Source organism: Borborobacter arsenicus, from assembly GCF_003934165.1.
Lineage (GTDB): Bacteria > Pseudomonadota > Alphaproteobacteria > Rhizobiales > Rhizobiaceae > Pseudaminobacter > Pseudaminobacter arsenicus.
Genome location: NZ_RKST01000027.1, coordinates 59962 through 76743, shown reverse-complemented (window position 1 = coordinate 76743; position 16782 = coordinate 59962). Strand labels below are relative to the sequence as shown.

The 16782-nt window shown below is 60.7% G+C and carries 16 protein-coding genes; 11 read left to right on the top strand and 5 right to left on the bottom strand.

Features of this window, described 5'->3' with window-relative positions; all coding sequences use genetic code 11:
- Positions 1–214: 214 nt before the first annotated feature.
- The gene (locus EET67_RS21685) at positions 215–2182 is read right to left on the bottom strand and encodes an AI-2E family transporter (protein WP_128628308.1); all 1968 of its coding nucleotides are present in this window, start codon (positions 2180–2182) and stop codon (positions 215–217) included.
- 248 nt (positions 2183–2430) lie between these two features.
- Between EET67_RS21685 and EET67_RS21680 the strand changes: the two genes are divergently transcribed.
- On the top strand, positions 2431–3840 hold the full coding sequence (locus tag EET67_RS21680; RefSeq protein WP_128628307.1) for an ATP-binding protein: 1410 nt from the start codon (positions 2431–2433) through the stop codon (positions 3838–3840).
- Positions 3841–3886: 46 nt separating this feature from the next.
- Here EET67_RS21680 and EET67_RS21675 read toward each other — a convergent pair whose 3' ends face one another.
- The 3 genes from EET67_RS21675 to EET67_RS21665 all read right to left on the bottom strand — a co-directional run bounded on the left by EET67_RS21675 (position 3887) and on the right by EET67_RS21665 (position 5401).
- On the bottom strand, positions 3887–4246 hold the full coding sequence (locus tag EET67_RS21675) for a tRNA-binding protein (protein WP_128628306.1): 360 nt from the start codon (positions 4244–4246) through the stop codon (positions 3887–3889).
- 11 nt (positions 4247–4257) lie between these two features.
- The gene (locus EET67_RS21670; protein ID WP_128628305.1) at positions 4258–4758 is read right to left on the bottom strand and encodes a type III secretion system chaperone family protein; all 501 of its coding nucleotides are present in this window, start codon (positions 4756–4758) and stop codon (positions 4258–4260) included.
- A gap of 319 nt (positions 4759–5077) precedes the next feature.
- A complete protein-coding gene (locus EET67_RS21665) occupies positions 5078–5401 on the bottom strand; it encodes an accessory factor UbiK family protein (RefSeq protein WP_128628304.1) in 324 nt (107 codons plus the stop codon).
- Positions 5402–5539: 138 nt separating this feature from the next.
- Here EET67_RS21665 and lgt point away from each other — a divergent pair, with 138 nt between their 5' ends.
- From lgt to EET67_RS21630, 7 genes are all read left to right on the top strand, one after another.
- A complete protein-coding gene (gene lgt, locus EET67_RS21660; RefSeq protein ID WP_128628303.1) occupies positions 5540–6391 on the top strand; it encodes a prolipoprotein diacylglyceryl transferase in 852 nt (283 codons plus the stop codon).
- The gene (locus EET67_RS21655; RefSeq protein WP_128628302.1) at positions 6388–7440 is read left to right on the top strand and encodes a class I SAM-dependent methyltransferase; all 1053 of its coding nucleotides are present in this window, start codon (positions 6388–6390) and stop codon (positions 7438–7440) included. The genes lgt and EET67_RS21655 overlap by 4 nt, the downstream gene beginning before the upstream one ends.
- Before the next feature lie 306 nt (positions 7441–7746).
- Positions 7747–8541 carry a peptidoglycan editing factor PgeF gene (gene pgeF, locus EET67_RS21650; protein WP_128628301.1) on the top strand — a complete coding sequence of 265 codons (795 nt, stop codon included), beginning with the start codon at positions 7747–7749 and terminating at the stop codon, positions 8539–8541.
- Positions 8541–9692 carry a M24 family metallopeptidase gene (locus EET67_RS21645; RefSeq protein ID WP_128628300.1) on the top strand — a complete coding sequence of 384 codons (1152 nt, stop codon included), beginning with the start codon at positions 8541–8543 and terminating at the stop codon, positions 9690–9692. The genes pgeF and EET67_RS21645 overlap by 1 nt, the downstream gene beginning before the upstream one ends.
- A 16-nt stretch (positions 9693–9708) precedes the next feature.
- Complete coding sequence (locus EET67_RS21640; RefSeq protein ID WP_128628299.1) at positions 9709–10314, top strand: hypothetical protein; 606 nt, start codon at positions 9709–9711, stop codon at positions 10312–10314.
- Between the two features lie 133 nt (positions 10315–10447).
- On the top strand, positions 10448–11383 hold the full coding sequence (locus EET67_RS21635) for a ribose-phosphate pyrophosphokinase (RefSeq protein WP_128628298.1): 936 nt from the start codon (positions 10448–10450) through the stop codon (positions 11381–11383).
- 112 nt (positions 11384–11495) lie between these two features.
- The gene (locus tag EET67_RS21630) at positions 11496–13250 is read left to right on the top strand and encodes a DEAD/DEAH box helicase (protein ID WP_128628297.1); all 1755 of its coding nucleotides are present in this window, start codon (positions 11496–11498) and stop codon (positions 13248–13250) included.
- A 62-nt stretch (positions 13251–13312) separates the two neighbouring features.
- Here the strand turns inward: EET67_RS21630 and EET67_RS21625 are convergent, their stop codons facing one another.
- Positions 13313–13744 (bottom strand): hypothetical protein, encoded by a 432-nt coding sequence (locus EET67_RS21625; RefSeq protein ID WP_128628296.1) that lies wholly within the window; start codon positions 13742–13744, stop codon positions 13313–13315.
- Positions 13745–14102: 358 nt separating this feature from the next.
- Here EET67_RS21625 and EET67_RS21620 point away from each other — a divergent pair, with 358 nt between their 5' ends.
- From EET67_RS21620 to ychF, 3 genes are all read left to right on the top strand, one after another.
- A complete protein-coding gene (locus tag EET67_RS21620; RefSeq protein WP_128628295.1) occupies positions 14103–14729 on the top strand; it encodes a 50S ribosomal protein L25/general stress protein Ctc in 627 nt (208 codons plus the stop codon).
- Positions 14730–14756: 27 nt separating this feature from the next.
- Entirely contained in the window at positions 14757–15473 is a 717-nt protein-coding gene (gene pth / locus EET67_RS21615) for an aminoacyl-tRNA hydrolase (protein ID WP_128628294.1), read from the top strand.
- A gap of 128 nt (positions 15474–15601) precedes the next feature.
- Positions 15602–16705, top strand: coding sequence for a redox-regulated ATPase YchF (gene ychF / locus EET67_RS21610; protein WP_128628293.1), 1104 nt, complete (start codon positions 15602–15604; stop codon positions 16703–16705).
- Positions 16706–16782 lie beyond the last annotated feature (77 nt).

Genomic DNA, 16782 nt, shown 5'->3' with positions numbered 1-16782 from the left:
CAAGATTGCGCTTCAACAGCCGCAATCCTTCAAAACAGAAGCCTCAACCGCAAACCGACCTGCCAAATGCCGCGTCAGCGGCTTCGTTCAATCCCGTTTATGGGTACGTGACCTAGAGCATGATCCCGAAAAGCTGCAGACTTTTCGGAGAAGATCATGCTTCAAGAACAAAGGCTTAGAGCGAGACGGCCATTCAAGGGAACGTCATCTCGCTCTAAGCCGTGCGAGCCGCCTGAAGTTCCTTCGCGCTGCGCGCACGTGGACGGGCAAGCCGTCTCGGAGCGGACTTGAGCGGCACGGGGCGGCTTTCGGTCAACCCCGACACGACCGCCTCAGTGAGAGTGACGGCGACAAAATCGGCATTTATCGCTGCCGCGTCGATCTCCGGACTGTCGGTGCCGTTGGCCAGCGGAATATAGACGCCGACACGCAGCGAGCGCTTCAGGCGCTTCAGGCGGCGAACGATGTGACGCGCGTGAGCCTTCGAACTGCCGTTTAGAAACGCGACGATTGCCGTGTCGGTCTCGTCCAGCGGAATTTGCCTAATATTGCTGCCCTCGATTGAAGCGTGCGAGGCCGTGTCAACGATAGCACCCTGAACTTCGAGGACCTGCGCCAGCATTGCAGCCGCCGCATCGTCGATGTCACCTCGTCCGCCAAGGCAAAGCAGGGTTTTGCCTTCACCATCCGGCAGATCGACCTCATCGGCATCCTCGTCGGAGTCATTTTCCGATGCACCGCCGTTCTCTTTTTCGCTGTCTTCCTCGTTTTCCTCCTCCTCGGCTATCTCGGTCAGGTTGGCGACAAGCGTCTGCGCACTCATGGCAAAGCGGGCGCGCTGCTGATCATGCATGACGCCGCGCTGCCGGTCCTGTTCACCAAGCAGCAGGGCCGGAATGCCGATCTTCTCGTAGTAGTCCACGAGATAGTCCTCCTCCAGGAATTCCTCGGCAGTGTCGGTCGCCTCATCCGGGTCGCCGGCCAGAAGCCGCTGATAGAGGCTCGCATGCGGCTCCAGAACCGGCTCATTGCCGAGCAAGACGCCGAGAAACTCGAACTGCGGAACGTGCCGGCCAAGCACGACCAGACACACGGTAAGCGGCGTCGACAGGACCAGGCCGAGCGGCCCCCAAAGCCAGGTCCAGAAGATCGCCGAAACAATGATCGCCAGTGGCGACAGCCCGGTATGCGAGCCGTAGAGCCAGGGTTCGAGCACATTGTTGCTCAACAGTTCCATGACCAGGAACAGCCCGGCGGTCCACAAAACCAGTGACCAGCCGGGCGATATCGCCAGCGCCAGGAAAAGCGGCAGCATCATGCCGATGGCCGGCCCGATATAGGGAACGAAGCGCAGAACCAGCGTCAGCATGCCCCACAACAGGGCATTGGGAATACCGAGAACCCAAAGCCCGAGGGTAATTGGAATAGCGTAGAGCGTATTGACCACCAATTGCATCAGCAGATAGCGGCCGACCCGCGTTCCGGCATCTTCCAGGGCCGCCGTCGTGCGATGGAGGTCGTGGTGCCCGACAAGGCGAATGAAACGGTCGCGCAAATTCTCGCGCTCCAGCAGCATGAAGATCACCACCACGACGATTAGTCCGGCAGTCGCGAATGGGCTGGCGAGCGGAACGATGACGTTCTTCAATGTCTCGATCGGGCTCGAGCGCGTCACGATCTCGACCGGAAGCGGCTCGCGCGGGACCTGTTGTGCCGAATCGGCGACGGCTGGCCCGGTGTTCTTCTGCAGTTCGGCACCGACCCGTTCTACGGTGCCGCTCAGCCGGTCCATGAGACCGCCGCTGACGCCGGCGTCGCGCAGCGAGCGGACTTTTTCAAGGATGTTGCTTTGGTAGGTAGGGATATTCTGCGCCAGACTGCCGACCTGGGTAGCGATCACGAAGCTGAACAATGCGATCATGGCAAAGGCGGCGGCGACGGTCAGGATCACCGCCGGAATTTTCGGCAACGAGCGTCTGCGCAGGAATGAGACGATCGGCGCGAGCGCGAAGGTCAGCAGAAGGGATACGGCGAGCGGCAGGAACACTTCCTGGCCGATATGCAGGATCGCCGCAACGCCGATCAGCGTGACGACGGTGGGCAGGGAAGCATGTGCAAAACGTGAACCGTCGTCGGACGACTGCGAGACATCGCCCGACACCGATTTATCGGCTGTGCTCATTGACAGTCCCCCAAAAAACGCCCCATCAAGCCTTGATGCCCTTCCGAACCGACATCAGGCATCCGGACCGATAAATGCGCCGGTGACAGCAAAGTTCCCCGCGATAGTGGTGAGAAAAACACCCCCTGAACAAGCGTATGGGCCATTGTTCAAGAACACGTCTTACAGACCGCCGGGCAGTGCAATAGATTGTCTCGTAACAGTCTCTACCCGCAACGGCGATGACGGCGGCGAATGGAAAGGAGCAGATGGCAACTTCGGAAGTGAACAATGCGCGAGCGAGCGGCCTTGCCGGGCGTGTCAAACGCCTGGCTGCTTCAGTGCCACGCAGTTGGAACCGCTTCTGGCGGCTCGTTTCGCTTTACATGCCAAAGCGGCTCTATCCGCGCTCGCTGATCATCATCATCACGCCGATGATCCTGTTGCAGTCGGTCGTGGCATTCGTCTTCATGGAACGCCACTGGCAAACGGTGACGCTCAGGCTGTCACAAGCGGTGACGCGCGACATCGCCGCGATTATCGACATGATCGAGACTTATCCGCACGACGACGACTACGCCAATGTCATCCGCATCGCCCAGGACCGGCTGTCGCTGAAGATCGATCTCCTGCCGCCCGAACCGCTGCCTCCTCCCGGCCCCAAGCCGTTCTTCTCCATTCTGGATCAGACCCTGTCATCCGAGATCACCAAGCAGATCAACCGGCCGTTCTGGCTGGACACGGTGGGCAACTCCAACATCGTCGAGGTCCGTGTCCAACTCGAAGACAAGGTCCTACGGGCTTTTGTCCGCCGAAGCCAGGCCTACGCCTCCAATACCTTTATTTTCCTCATCTGGATGGTCGGCACATCACTGGTGCTGCTGATGATCGCCATTCCCTTCCTGCGCAACCAGATCAGGCCGATCCTGCAGCTTGCCCAGGCCGCCGAAAGCTTCGGCAAGGGCTGGCCTACACAGGATTTCCGCCCGCGCGGCGCTGACGAGGTGCGCCGTGCCGGCCTTGCCTTCATCCAGATGCGTGAGCGCATCGAGCGCCAGATCGAACAGCGAACCGCCATGCTGACCGGGGTCAGCCATGACCTCCGTACCATCCTGACGCGGTTCCGGCTGCAACTGGCCCTGATCGGCAGAAAATCGGAGGTCGTGGCGCTCAACAAGGACATCGACGACATGCAGTCGATGCTGGAAGGCTATCTCGATTTCGCCCGCGGCGAGACGTCCGAGGACCCGGGCAGCTTCGATCTCGAGGCTTATTTCGAAAAACTCGCCGAGGAAGCAAAGCTGCTTGGCTGCAATTTGACCACATCGCTCGCCGGCGGCGGCATCGTCCATGTCCGGCCCAATGCCTTCGGACGGCTGCTCGCCAATGTCGTGGGCAATGCCTTCCGCTATGCCAAAAACGTGCGCGTCACAGCCAACCATGCTCGCGGATCGCTGACCGTGACCGTGGACGATGACGGACCTGGAATTCCGCAGTCACGCCGCGAGGACGTGTTCAAGCCGTTCGTGCGGCTGGACGCGGCGCGCAATCTCGATTCGACGGGAACGGGCCTCGGCCTTGTCATTGCCCGCGACATCGCCCGTGGCCATGGCGGCGACATCACCCTCGACGATAGTCCGATGGGAGGCTTGAGGGCCGTCATCAAGGTGCCGGCCTGATCGGAGCGTGACCCGCAAAAGATCATGCTCCAACACAAACGGCAGATCAGAACAGTCGCCCGCCGTCGGGCACCTTGCGCTCGATCGCGCCTAGCACCACATCGCCTTCCTCGTCAGGGAAGCCCAGCGTGAGCACTTCCGACATGAATTTTCCGATCTGGCGCGGCGGAAAGTTCACGACAGCGAAGACCTGACGCCCCACCAGCGTTTCCACCGAATAGTATTTGGTGATCTGCGCGGAGGATTTCTTCACGCCGATCTCCGGGCCGAAATCGATCTTCAGCTTGATCGCCGGCTTGCGCGCCTCCGGAAAGGGCTCGGCTTCGACAATAGTGCCGGCGCGGATGTCGACCCGGTCGAAATCGGCAAAAGTGATCTCCGGCTTGCGGGCGGTATGCGTGCTCATGATCGTGGACTTCAGGCGTTGCCGAATGTCTCGAACAACACGCTGGCCAAGGCGTCCTTCGCCGACGTGCCCGACCAGACGACGAATTGGAACGCCTGGAAATAGCATTCGCAAGCTTCCAACGCCGAGGAAAGCAGCACCTCGACCTGCTGGCTCGTCGGCTCCACGCCACCCGCCAGCAGCAGCGATTGGCGGAACATGATCGCACCCTCCTGCTCCCAGAGGTCGAAATGGCCGAACAGCATCTGCTCGTTGATCAGCGACAACAGCCGCATGATCTCGATCGTCCTGGTTTCAGGCACCTTGATATCGAAGGCGCAGGCCAGATGCAGCGCCTCGAAATCCTCCATCCAGGAGAAGGAGACGTGATAGTCGGTCCAGGTACCGCTTACCGAAATGGAAATCTCGTCGTCGCCTGTGCGCTCGAACGACCATTCATTGTTGTGCGCAACCTGCTCGATCACATCCACCGGATGAATTTCGCGTGCGAACTCCAGTTCGACAAGTTCCATAGATGCTTCCTGACGTCCTGGCAGCGCACCTCGCCATTCGAGCGGCTAGATGCGTGAACAATCTTTTTTCGAACGCAATCGGCAAGGGAATGGTCGGCACACAATACTTCAACCGGACCCCCACCACCCGGCGCATGATCCGGCTCCGAATCATGCAACAAATTCAGTGTATTGATGCAGAGTCGCATGACCAGCCCCTTTTTTTGCGGGACGCAAGAAGGGTGTGGACAGCGCTTGGCGCAAAGATTCATGCAAGCCGGATAAGCGATTCAGGCCAAAGCGCTTTTTGCGATGGGGCTTTGTGGAAAAGCTTAACGAATTATTTCTTCGGCGCAGCCCTGGTGGTGCGCTTTGTGGAGGTTTCGGAGCCGGCTTCAGGCTCCTGGCCGGCGATTTTCGACAGCCTTGCCTCCAGTTCGGCGACACGGGCGGCAAGGTTTTCGTTCTCGGCACGTGTCTTCAGTGCCATTTCGCGCATCGCCTCGAACTCTTCGCGCTGCACGACATCCATCGTGTTCAGGATTTTTTCGGCCTGGCTCTTGAAGGCCGTTTCCACCTCTCGGCGCACGCCCTGCGCTGCCCCGGCAGCATCGGTGACCAGCTTGGCGAATTCGTCAAGGATACGGTTCGGTCCGGTAGACATCGCTAAACCTCGGGCGCTTTGATTGCTCCAATCGAGGTAATGCGGCGAAGCGGCGAATGCAAGGCGCTATGAGCGGTCTGCCTTGACCACGCCCCAAGCCTGCCGCATCTTCCGCGCCAAACGACCCAGGAGCGTTCCGTGAGTGAGTATCTGGCCTTGCCGCTGGCCGCATTGCCTTTCCCAAATATCGATCCGGTCATCGTGCAGATCGGCCCGCTCGCCATCCATTGGTATGGTCTTGCCTATATAGTCGGCATCCTGTTTGCATGGTGGTATGCCAAGCGGCTGGTGAGCAACCACAGCCTGTGGACGAATGGCGCATTGCCGATGAAGCCGGAAGATCTCGATGACTTCCTCGTCTGGGCGGCGGTCGGCGTCGTCCTGGGCGGCCGGGTCGGCTATATCCTGTTTTACGATCTGGCGCGCTATCTGGAAAATCCGCTCGATATTTTCGCCGTCTGGCAGGGCGGCATGTCGTTTCATGGCGGCTTTGCCGGCACGACGCTCGCCATGATCCTGTTTGCGCGCTCGCGCGGCATCCGTGTCTGGACCATGTTCGACACCATCGCCGCCGGCGTACCGGTTGGGCTCGGTCTTGTCCGCCTCACCAATTTCATCAATTCCGAGCTGTGGGGCAGGCCGACAGACGTGCCCTGGGCGTTTGTGTTTCCCAATGGCGGACCGTTCACCCGCCATCCGAGCCAACTCTATGAGGCCGCGCTCGAAGGCCTCGTTCTCTTCTGCATCCTGCGCATCTTCAGCCACCGATATTTCAAGCTGAAGAGGCCCGGCTTCATCGCCGGTGCTTTCGTCGCCGGCTATGGCGCTTCGCGCATTTTCGTCGAATTCTTCCGCGAGCCCGACCAGCAGATCGGTTATCTTTTCGGCGGCTGGCTGACCATGGGCATGGTGCTGTCATTGCCGATGGTAGCTCTTGGAGTCTGGGCGATGGCGACGGCAAAACCGGCCCCCGCCCCGAACCCTGCATGACACCGCTGAAAAAGCGCATCACAGCGCTGATCGAAACCGGCGGCCCACTATCGGTCGCGGACTATATGGCGCTTTGCCTTTTTGATCCCCAACACGGCTACTACACCACCCGCGAACCGTTCGGTGTGGCGGGTGACTTCACCACCGCGCCGGAAATCAGCCAGATGTTCGGAGAATTGATCGGCATCTGGATCCGGCTGGCCTGGGAATCGACAGACAAGCCCCTGCCCGTCGCCATCGCCGAAATCGGTCCCGGGCGCGGCACTCTGATGAAGGACATGTTGCGGACGCTGGCCAGGCTCGCGCCCGAACTGTTCCCCGTCGCGCGCTTTTCGATGATCGAAACCAGCCCGAGACTGGCCGCTATCCAAAAGAAGACACTGGCCACCACGGATGCGGCGGTCGAATGGCACGTAACCCTCGATACTCTGCCGCAAATGCCGCTGATCATCGTCGGCAACGAGCTTTTCGATGCCATTCCGATACGGCAATTCGTCCGGACAAGTGGCCAATGGCGCGAACGTTGCATCGGCCTCGACGAGCAGGGAGAGTTGCGCTTTGTCGCTGGCGCGGCCTCGCTCGATCCTTCGCTGTTGCCTGAAAGTGCGGCAAACGCTTCAGACGGCGCGATCTTCGAGGTTGGCCCGGCACGGACAGCGCTGATGGATGCCATCTCGCAACGCATTAATGCGCATGGCGGCGCCGGCCTGTTCATCGACTACGGGCACGCCGAGCCCGGCATCGGCGACACGCTGCAGGCGCTCCGCAAGCATCGCTATGCCGACATTCTGGGCGAGCCGGGACGGGCAGACCTGACCGCGCATGTCGATTTTGCGTCCCTGGCGGCCACCGCCCGGCAACATGGCCTGGACGCAACACTGATGACCCAGGGCGATTTCCTGCTCGACCTCGGCCTGCTTGAACGCGCAGGCAGGCTTGGCGCGCAAGCCGACACTGCGACCCAGGAAAAGATACGCGGCGAGGTCGAGCGGCTTGCCGGCCCCGATGCCATGGGCACCCTTTTCAAGGTACTAGTGGTTCGTTTCTAACATTTGCATCCTATTTGTACCAGGCGCGAGGGCAAATGTTAGAAACAGAAGAACCACTAGCAAGTTTATGATTCCAGTGGAATTTTCGAATTTGACATTCGATGTCGCGGCCGCCACCGATCGAGCATCGAATGTCAAATTCATTCCACTGGCTGTCATGCCGCGCGGCATCTCCATCGCGCCGTTCGGCGTTGCGGATTGACACGCCCAACATGCTATCCCACTGTCGCCTGCGCCGGAAAGAAGCTTGGCGGGTATCGCGAATTTCACCTTGACGAGATGGCGTTCGCAGAGAACAAGGCGCTCATGTCTGATCAATCAGGTCCAGATCCGATCCGATCCGCCTTGCTGGACGAGGCACAATCCCAAGGCATCCGGCACGGCTATTTCACCCGCGCCGGCGGCGTTTCCGAGGGTATCTATCGGGGTCTCAATATCGGCACCGGCTCCAGCGACGACCAGGTGAAGGTGCGTGAGAATCGCCGCAGGGTCGCTGCATGGATGGGCGTCGGCAGCGATGCGCTGCTGACCGTGCATCAGGTGCACTCGCCTGACGTGGTTGTGGCGCGGGGCGCCTTTCCACAGGAACGTCCCAAGGCCGACGCCATCGTCACCGACACTCCCGGCCTTGCCATCTGCGCCGTCTCCGCCGATTGCGGCCCGGTGCTGTTTGCAGACGGGCAGGCGCGTGTGATCGGCGCGGCCCATGCCGGCTGGAAAGGCGCATTCACCGGCGTTTTGGAAAACACCATCGCCGCAATGGAGACCCTCGGCGCTGCACGCGAGCGGATCGTCGCCGTGCTCGGCCCCTCGATCGGCCCGGAAAACTACGAAGTCGGCCCGGAATTCATCGCCCGCTTCATCGAGGCGGATGGCGGCAACGAGCGTTATTTCACACCGTCCCGCAACCCCGGCCACGCCATGTTCGATCTCAACCGCTATACGACCGACCGGCTGCTCCGCGCCGGCGTCACCGCCGGGTGCCTCGATCGCTGCACTTATGCTCGGGAAGACCTGTTTTACTCCTACCGGCGCTCGACGCACCGGAAGGAAGCCGACTATGGCCGGCAGATTTCCGCAATCGTTCTGGAGGACATTTGATGGCGCTTCATTTCGAACGGTCTGAATTTGACGCACGCCGCGATCGCCTCATCATCGAAATGGCCGAAAAGAAGCTCGACGCCATCGTGCTGTTCGCGCAGGAAAGCATGTATTGGCTGACGGGCTACGACACGTTCGGCTTCTGCTTTTTCCAAAGCCTGGTCATGAAGGCCGACGGCTCGATGGTGTTGCTGACGCGCTCGGCCGATCTGCGGCAGGCACGCCATACCTCCACGATAGAAAACATCGTCCTGTGGACCGACCGCGACGGCGCCAATCCGGCGCTCGACCTGCGCAATCTGCTGAATGACCTTGATCTGCTCGGCGCGCGCATCGGCGTCGAATACGACACCCACGGCCTGACCGCCTTCAATGGCCGCCGCCTTGATGAGCAGCTGCAGACTTTCGGCCAGATCGTCGATGCTTCCGGCATTGTCAGCCGCCTGCGCCTGTTCAAGAGCCCGGCCGAAGTCCAGAAAGCGGAAAAGGCGGCGGCCCTTTCCGATGAGGCGCTGGATGCCGCCCTCAAGCTGATCAAGCAGGGAGCCGACGAAGGGGCCATTCTCGCGGCCATGCAGGCGGCAATCTTCCAGGGTGGCGGCGACTATCCCGCCAATGAATTCATCATCGGATCTGGGCCTGACGCGCTGCTATGCCGCTACAAGGCCGGGCGGCGCAAGCTCACCAAAAACGACCAGCTGACGCTGGAATGGGCCGGTGTCTTCCACCATTACCACGCGCCGATGATGCGCACGATCCTTACCGGCAAGGTCTCCAAGCGGCACCAGGAACTGTTCGACGCCGCGCAGGACGCCCTGCTCGCAGTCGAAAAGGCCATGACCCCCGGCAACACATTCGGCGATGTCTTCGACGCCCATGCCCGCAGCATGGAATCGCACGGGCTGACCAAGCACCGGCTCAACGCCTGCGGCTATTCGGTAGGCGCCCGTTTTGCACCATCCTGGATGGATATGCCGATGTTCTACCAAGGCAACCCCGAGCCGATCGCTCCCAGCATGACGCTGTTTGCCCATATGATCATCATGGATTCGGAAAGCGAAACGGCAATGACGCTAGGCCGCACCTACCTGACCACGGAAACCCAGCCCAAGCCGCTGTCGCGCCACGACCTTGATCTGATCGTCAAATAATCAACCGGAAAAGATGATGACCTCCCGCTCCGCAAGGAAATCACCGATCCTGCGAGGTTTAGCCACCGGCGCTACCCTGCTGCTTGCCCTGCCGGCATGCACCAGCACCCAGGACGTCCTTGAGCCGTCGGCCATCGCCGCGCAAACACCCGGCACCGCCCTCCCCGCATCAGACACCGACACTGCATCGGTGTCGCCGGCTGCACCCGCGAACACACCAGCGCCTGCGACATCGGGGCAGAAACTTGCCGTGCCGGCCAATGCCCATATCCAATTTGCGCCCATCGTCGGGACGACCGTCGAGGCTGCAACTCCACTCACCGAAAGATTGGCAAGCCGCGCACGTGAACGCGGCATCAAATTGGCCGGCTCGACGGACCCGGCCACCACCCATGTGCTGAAAGGCTATTTCTCCGCCCTCACCGAAGGCAAGGAGACGACGGTGGTCTATGTCTGGGATGTCTATGATCCGGCAGGCACGAGACTGCACCGCATCAACGGCCAGCAGAAGGTGCCGATCACCGATGGGGACGGGTGGACATCGGTTCCTCCCAGCGCCATGCAGACCATCGCCGACACCACGGTGGACCAGCTTGCGGCATGGCTGAGCAGTTCCGGCTGACCTTGCCGGCATGCGACTTTTGTTGAGGACAGGGCCGCTTTTTTGGGATTCGCCTTCAAAATGTCCTTATGACGCTTGCAATAGCAGCCAAGGCGGCTAAAAGGCCGCCTATATTCTCTACCTGGAACGTTTCATGAAACTCTTCGCGGGCAACTCCAACCGGGTTCTGGCCGAGGCGGTCGCCCGTTATCTCAACGTACCGATCGGCAAGGCCAGCGTCAGGCGCTTCGCGGATCAGGAGATTTTCGTCGAAATCCAGGAGAATGTGCGCGGCGAAGACGTCTTCGTGCTGCAATCCACCTCCTTCCCGACCAATGATCACCTGATGGAACTGCTCATCATGATCGATGCGTTCATGCGCTCCTCGGCGCGGCGCATCACGGCGGTGATTCCCTATTTCGGCTACGCTAGGCAGGATCGCCGTGCCTCCGGCCGCACACCGATCTCGGCCAAGCTCATTGCCAACATGATAACGCGCGCCGGCGCCAATCGTGTTCTGACGCTCGATCTCCATGCCGGCCAGATCCAGGGCTTTTTCGACATTCCGACCGACAACCTCTTCGCCGTCCCGGTCATGGCCCGCGACGTGAAGGCCAAATACAAGCAGCTCAACAATGTCATGGTCGTCTCGCCTGATGTCGGCGGCGTGGTGCGCGCCCGCGCGCTCGCAAAGCGCATCGATGCACAACTGGCCATCGTCGACAAGCGCCGCGAGCGGCCGGGCGAATCCGAGGTCATGAACGTCATCGGCGATGTACGCGGCAAGGATTGCCTACTCATCGACGACATCGTCGATTCCGGCGGCACGCTTTGTAATGCCGCCGACGCGCTGCTGGCCAATGGAGCAACCAGCGTGACCGCCTATATCACCCATGGCGTGCTGTCGGGCGGCGCGATCGCGCGCATCTCCGGCTCGAAGCTGCAGGAATTGGTGATTACCGACTCCATCCAGCCGACATCCGGCATCGAGGCTGCGCCGAATATCCGTGTCATCTCGATCGGCGACCTGATCGGCGAAGCGATATCGCGCACGGCCTCGGAAGAATCGGTTTCCAGCCTGTTCGATTGATACGACCGGAAGCGACGTTCCTGTAACCGCGCCAGAAAGCGCAGATTTACCTTTAGACGCGACGGCTCCGACAAAAGTCGGCGGCCGTCATGCCTGTTTTGAAAGCTCGTTCATGACTGATCTCGGCACGATGGCGCCCGCACTGGCGGCCGCACTTGCATCGCGTGGCTACGAGGCGTTGACCCCGGTTCAGCAGGCCATGCTGACGCCGGAGGCACACAATGCCGATCTCCTGGTTTCAGCGCAGACCGGCTCCGGCAAGACCGTGGCTTTCGGCATCGCGATTGCGCCCACCCTGCTTGGCGGCGCCGAACGTTTCGAGCCGGCTGGCCTGCCATTGGCACTAATCGTTGCCCCGACGCGTGAACTGGCGATTCAGGTGCGCCGCGAGTTTGAATGGCTCTATCGGGAAACGGGCGCACGCATCGCGTCGTGTGTCGGCGGCATGGATATGCGCGGCGAGCGGCGAGCGCTCGCCGACGGCGCGCATATCGTCGTCGGCACACCTGGCCGGCTTCGCGACCACATCACCCGCGGCTCGCTCGACATTACCGAACTGCGCGCCATAGTCCTCGACGAAGCCGATGAAATGCTCGATCTCGGCTTTCGCGACGATCTTGAATTCATCCTTGCCGCAGCGCCAGCCGAACGCCGGACATTGCTGTTTTCGGCCACCGTCCCCAACCAGATCGCGCAATTGGCGAAGCGGTTTCAGCGCGATGCGCACCGCATCATCGCACAGGGCGAAAGCTCCCAGCACACCGATATCGAATATCAGCAGATATTGGTGGCGCCGGCCGACCGCGAGAACGCCATCATCAACACGCTGCTGTTCTTCGATTCGCAAAACAGCATCGTCTTCTGCCACACCCGCGAGGCGGTGAAGCATTTGTCGAGCCGGCTTGCCAATCGCGGCTTTGCGGTCGTCTCGCTCTCCGGCGAACTCAGCCAGGCCGAGCGCACCAATGCATTGCAATCAATGCGCGACGGCCGGGCCCGCATCTGCGTGGCAACAGACGTCGCCGCCCGCGGCATCGACCTGCCCAATCTCGATCTTGTCATCCACGCAGATCTCCCGTCCAATCCGGACACGCTGCTGCATCGCAGCGGCCGCACCGGTCGGGCCGGCCGCAAGGGCATCTGCACCCTGATCGTGCCCTTTCATCGGCGCGGGGCTGCCAACCGCGTCCTCAAGCTTGCCAAACTATCGGCACAGACCGTGCCGGCGCCGACAGCATCCGACATCGAACGCCACAACCGTCAGCGTATTCTCGATGACCCGGCGCTGTCCGTCCTGCCGGACGAGGACGAAATCGGTTTCGTCAGGGAACTGATGGCGACGCATGGTGCCGAGCAGATCGCCGCCGCCTATCTGCGGTTGCAACTGGCTGCGCGGCCGGCCCCGGAAGAATTGATGGAGGCGCCGGCGCATTTTGCCGAGCGCGAGCGCCGTCCTCAAGCCGAGCGTGCTCCTCGCAGCGATTTCGACAATGGCGTCTGGTTCCGCGTCAGTGTCGGGCGCAAGCAGCGGGCCGAGCCGCGCTGGCTGCTACCGATGATCTGCAAGGCAGGCGGCATCACCAAGCGGGCTGTCGGCTCGATCAGGATCCAGGACACCGACAGCCAGTTCGAGATCGCCGGCGACAAGGCCGACGCATTCTGGGCCAGCGTCAAGCAGAACGGAACCGGCGAAAAGGGCGTCACCATCCAGCGAATGGACGGTGCCCCGCCTGCCCCAGAACCCGCTTTCTCGCCGAAAACCAGCCGGAAAACAGGGAAATTCAAGCCAAAACCCGATGGGTTTTCAGGCAAAACTGACGGAAAACAGAAAAAACCGCGTAAAAAGAAGGTGAAAAAGCAGTCTTAAGGACGCTGTGCGTCCAATTGGACGCCCAGCACTCCGGCTTTGTGCCTGTCTTCCAACCTGCCTTAATTGGCGATCTCGACTTCCCGCACCGTCTCATCGCTGGCGGCCACTGCAGGCAGTTCCGCCTTTGACAGCAGGTCTGCGCAGAGTTCAGCCGCGCCATCGACCGGCTCCTTCATGTCGGCGAAAGTGACCCAGCCGCCTTTCTGAACAAGCTTGTCACGCTTCCAGGAATCCGTTTCCTTGAGTGTCGTCAGTTGGGCGCTCGCATCGGGAGCAGCCAGGAACCGATGGACGCAAATGCTGGCTGCAAGTTCGGCCACCGCCTTTTCGCTTGCCGCTTCGGTCCGCTTTTCGGCAGTGCCGTTGGTGACCCAACCGCCCCACGAAAACCCGACGATCATGGTCAACACTGCAGCGCCAATGCACGACCAGAACCAGACCGCCTTCGACGGCCGGTAGTTGCTCCAGGTCCGGCTTGCTTGGTCAGACATCTTGTTCTCCTCTCGATTGATATGGCTATCCGACGCGAGATTCATGACGGCTGTCATTCACGCCAGGTAACAGGCTAACATATTTAGTGACATCGACAACCGCAGGAATGCCGTTAGTCAGGCCTCCAAGACACGAAAACGGAAAAACTTGCGCTGCTAAGCGCCTTCGGTTATAGAGCCGCCACCCGCGTAGACACCCTTGGAGGCAACGCGGCTGAGGGCGATTTCCCCCGCATATTGCCAGGCAGACTCCTAATTTTCGGAGGTTTGCCATGCTGGGAGAGCGGTCGTCTTCGACGTGCGAGGCCAGGGCATGTGCCCTCCCTCGGACGCTCCAGAAAAAATGAAAGGAAACGCCATGAGTTACGAACTCAAGGCCGAAGCACGCGAACGGGTTGGTAAGGGGTCCGCCCGGGAAATTCGCCGCAACGGTAAAGTGCCCGCAGTCATCTACGGCGACAAGCAGCCTCCCCTGGCCATCGTCTTGTCCTACAAGGATGTTTACTACAAGATTCACGGCGGCGGCTTCATGACCACCGTGGCAACCATCGACCTCGACGGCAAGAAGATCCAGGTCCTGCCGAAGGACTATCAGCTTGACCCGGTCCGTGACTTCCCCATGCATGTCGACTTCCTGCGCGTCAGCAAGAACACGCAGGTCAACGTCAACGTGCCGGTCCGCTTCCTCAACGAGGAGAAGTCCCCGGGCATCAAGCGCGGCGGCGTGCTCAACGTGGTGCGTCACGAAGTCGAGTTCAATTGCCCGGCCAATGCCATTCCGGACTTCATCGAGGTGGACCTCACCGGCACCGACATTGGCGATTCGATCCATATCTCGGCGGTCAAGCTGCCGAAGGATGTGAAGCCTATCATCGCCGATCGCGACTTCACCATCGCCACCGTTGCTGCGCCTGCCGGCCTCAAGAGCGAGGAATCGACCGAAGCGGCTGAAGGCGAGGCCGAAGAAGCCAAGGGCGAAGAGTAAGCCCGATTCGTCTGGAGGGTCGTACCGATGCTGCTTTTTGCAGGTCTCGGCAATCCGGGCGCGAAATATGCCAACAACCGGCACAATGTCGGTTTCATGGCGGCGGACGCAATCGCCCGCCGCCATGATTTTTCTCCCTGGTCGAAGAAGTTCCAGGGCCTGATCGCCGAAGGCAAGCTGGACGGCGAAAAGACAATCCTTCTCAAGCCGCAGACATTCATGAACCTCTCGGGCCAGTCGGTCGGCGAGGCGATGCGGTTCTACAAGCTCCAGCCTGCCGATCTCACCGTATTTTACGATGAGCTCGACCTGATTGCCGGCAAGGTGCGGGTCAAGACCGGCGGTGGCGCAGGCGGCCACAACGGCATCCGCTCGATCGACCAGCATTGCACGAAGGACTACCGCCGCGTGCGCATCGGCATCGGCCATCCGGGCATCAAGGAAATGGTGCACGGTCATGTCCTGGGCGACTTCGCCAAGTTTGATGGCGAGTGGCTGGACCCGCTTCTGGACGCGATTGCCGAACATGCAGGCCTCCTTGCCAAGGGCGACGATAACGGCTTCATGAACAAGCTTACCCTTGCAGTCCAGAATGCTCCCGTCCTGCAGCAATCGGCAGCGGCGCCAGCACCGAAACAGCAAAGCCATATAAGGCAAGCCCGCCAGCAAAAGCCCGCGATCAAGGTTCCCGAAACGGGCCCTATGGCCGCCATGCTGAAAAAGCTTTTCGGCGGCAAGGATTGAATCACGTCAGCCATATCGGGCCGAGGGCTTGACGATCGTCTGGCCTATCGCTCATTACAGCCCCGCGCGTCCTGCTTGGACAATGCGGTAATCCTCACTACTCCCGCACGTTACAAGGTCTGATCACCATGGGTTTCAAATGCGGCATCGTCGGGCTGCCCAATGTCGGCAAGTCGACGCTTTTCAACGCACTGACGCGCACGGCGGCAGCCCAGGCGGCTAACTATCCTTTCTGCACGATCGAGCCGAATACCGGCGAGGTCGCCGTGCCCGACCCACGCCTGAAGAAGCTTGCAGCTGCCGGGAAATCCAAGGAAATCATCCCGACCCGCATCTCCTTCGTCGATATCGCCGGTCTGGTGCGCGGCGCCTCGAAGGGCGAAGGGCTTGGCAACCAGTTCCTTGCCAATATCCGCGAAGTCGATGCCATCGTCCATGTCCTGCGCTGCTTCGAGGATGACGACATCACCCATGTCGAGGGGCGCATTGATCCTGTTGCCGATGCCGAAACGGTCGAGACCGAGCTGATGCTGGCCGATCTGGAGAGCATCGAGCGCCGCATCGTCCAGTTCCGCAAGCGCGCGAGCGGCAAGGACAAGGAAGCGCTGACCATCCTGCCGATGATGGAGCAGGTGCTGGCGCTGCTGCAGGACGGCAAGCCGGCACGCCTGCTGTTGAAGGGCATTGCAGCCGAAGACCTCGCCATACTGCAAGGCCTCAATCTCCTAACCTCGCATCCCGTGCTCTATGTCTGCAACGTCGCCGAAGCCGATGCAGCAAAAGGCAACGAGCACACAAGCGCGGTGGAAAAGATGGCGCAGGCGCAGGGTGCCGGCACGGTAGTCATTTCAGCGGCGATCGAAGCCGAAGTCGCCCAGCTTCCCGACGAAGAAGCCGCCGAATTCCTCGCCGATCTCGGTCTGGAGGAGCCCGGTCTCGATCGGCTCATCCGTGCCGGCTATGAGCTTTTGCATCTCATCACCTATTTCACTGTCGGGCCGAAGGAAACGCGCGCCTGGACGATCAGGCACGGCACCAAGGCGCCGCAGGCCGCAGGTGTCATTCATACCGACTTCGAGCGCGGCTTCATCCGCGCGCAGACCATCGCCTATGACGACTTCATCACGCTTGGCGGCGAAGTCGCGGCCAAGGAAGCCGGCAAGGCGCGCGACGAAGGCAAGGAATATGTGGTGCAGGACGGCGATGTCCTGCTGTTCAGGTTCAACACCTGATTTCATGGCATCGGACCGCCAAGGAAGATCAGAATAGTGTAAATCTTTTCAAATAGTTGCGCCTCGCACTCCAATGG

Bases quoted from the DNA above. Each gene is read 5' to 3' on its own strand.
- EET67_RS21655 (WP_128628302.1), top strand. From the start codon at position 6,388: ATGACACCGCTGAAAAAGCGCATCACAGCGCTGATCGAAACCGGCGGC.
- EET67_RS21645 (WP_128628300.1), top strand. From the start codon at position 8,541: ATGGCGCTTCATTTCGAACGGTCTGAATTTGACGCACGCCGCGATCGC.
- EET67_RS21620 (WP_128628295.1), top strand. From the start codon at position 14,103: ATGAGTTACGAACTCAAGGCCGAAGCACGCGAACGGGTTGGTAAGGGG.
- pgeF (WP_128628301.1), top strand. From the start codon at position 7,747: ATGTCTGATCAATCAGGTCCAGATCCGATCCGATCCGCCTTGCTGGAC.
- EET67_RS21675 (WP_128628306.1), bottom strand. From the start codon at position 4,246: ATGAGCACGCATACCGCCCGCAAGCCGGAGATCACTTTTGCCGATTTC.
- ychF (WP_128628293.1), top strand. From the start codon at position 15,602: ATGGGTTTCAAATGCGGCATCGTCGGGCTGCCCAATGTCGGCAAGTCG.
- pth (WP_128628294.1), top strand. From the start codon at position 14,757: ATGCTGCTTTTTGCAGGTCTCGGCAATCCGGGCGCGAAATATGCCAAC.
- EET67_RS21625 (WP_128628296.1), bottom strand. From the start codon at position 13,744: ATGTCTGACCAAGCAAGCCGGACCTGGAGCAACTACCGGCCGTCGAAG.
- EET67_RS21670 (WP_128628305.1), bottom strand. From the start codon at position 4,758: ATGGAACTTGTCGAACTGGAGTTCGCACGCGAAATTCATCCGGTGGAT.
- EET67_RS21665 (WP_128628304.1), bottom strand. From the start codon at position 5,401: ATGTCTACCGGACCGAACCGTATCCTTGACGAATTCGCCAAGCTGGTC.
- EET67_RS21685 (WP_128628308.1), bottom strand. From the start codon at position 2,182: ATGAGCACAGCCGATAAATCGGTGTCGGGCGATGTCTCGCAGTCGTCC.
- EET67_RS21680 (WP_128628307.1), top strand. From the start codon at position 2,431: ATGGCAACTTCGGAAGTGAACAATGCGCGAGCGAGCGGCCTTGCCGGG.
- EET67_RS21635 (WP_128628298.1), top strand. From the start codon at position 10,448: ATGAAACTCTTCGCGGGCAACTCCAACCGGGTTCTGGCCGAGGCGGTC.
- EET67_RS21640 (WP_128628299.1), top strand. From the start codon at position 9,709: ATGACCTCCCGCTCCGCAAGGAAATCACCGATCCTGCGAGGTTTAGCC.
- EET67_RS21630 (WP_128628297.1), top strand. From the start codon at position 11,496: ATGACTGATCTCGGCACGATGGCGCCCGCACTGGCGGCCGCACTTGCA.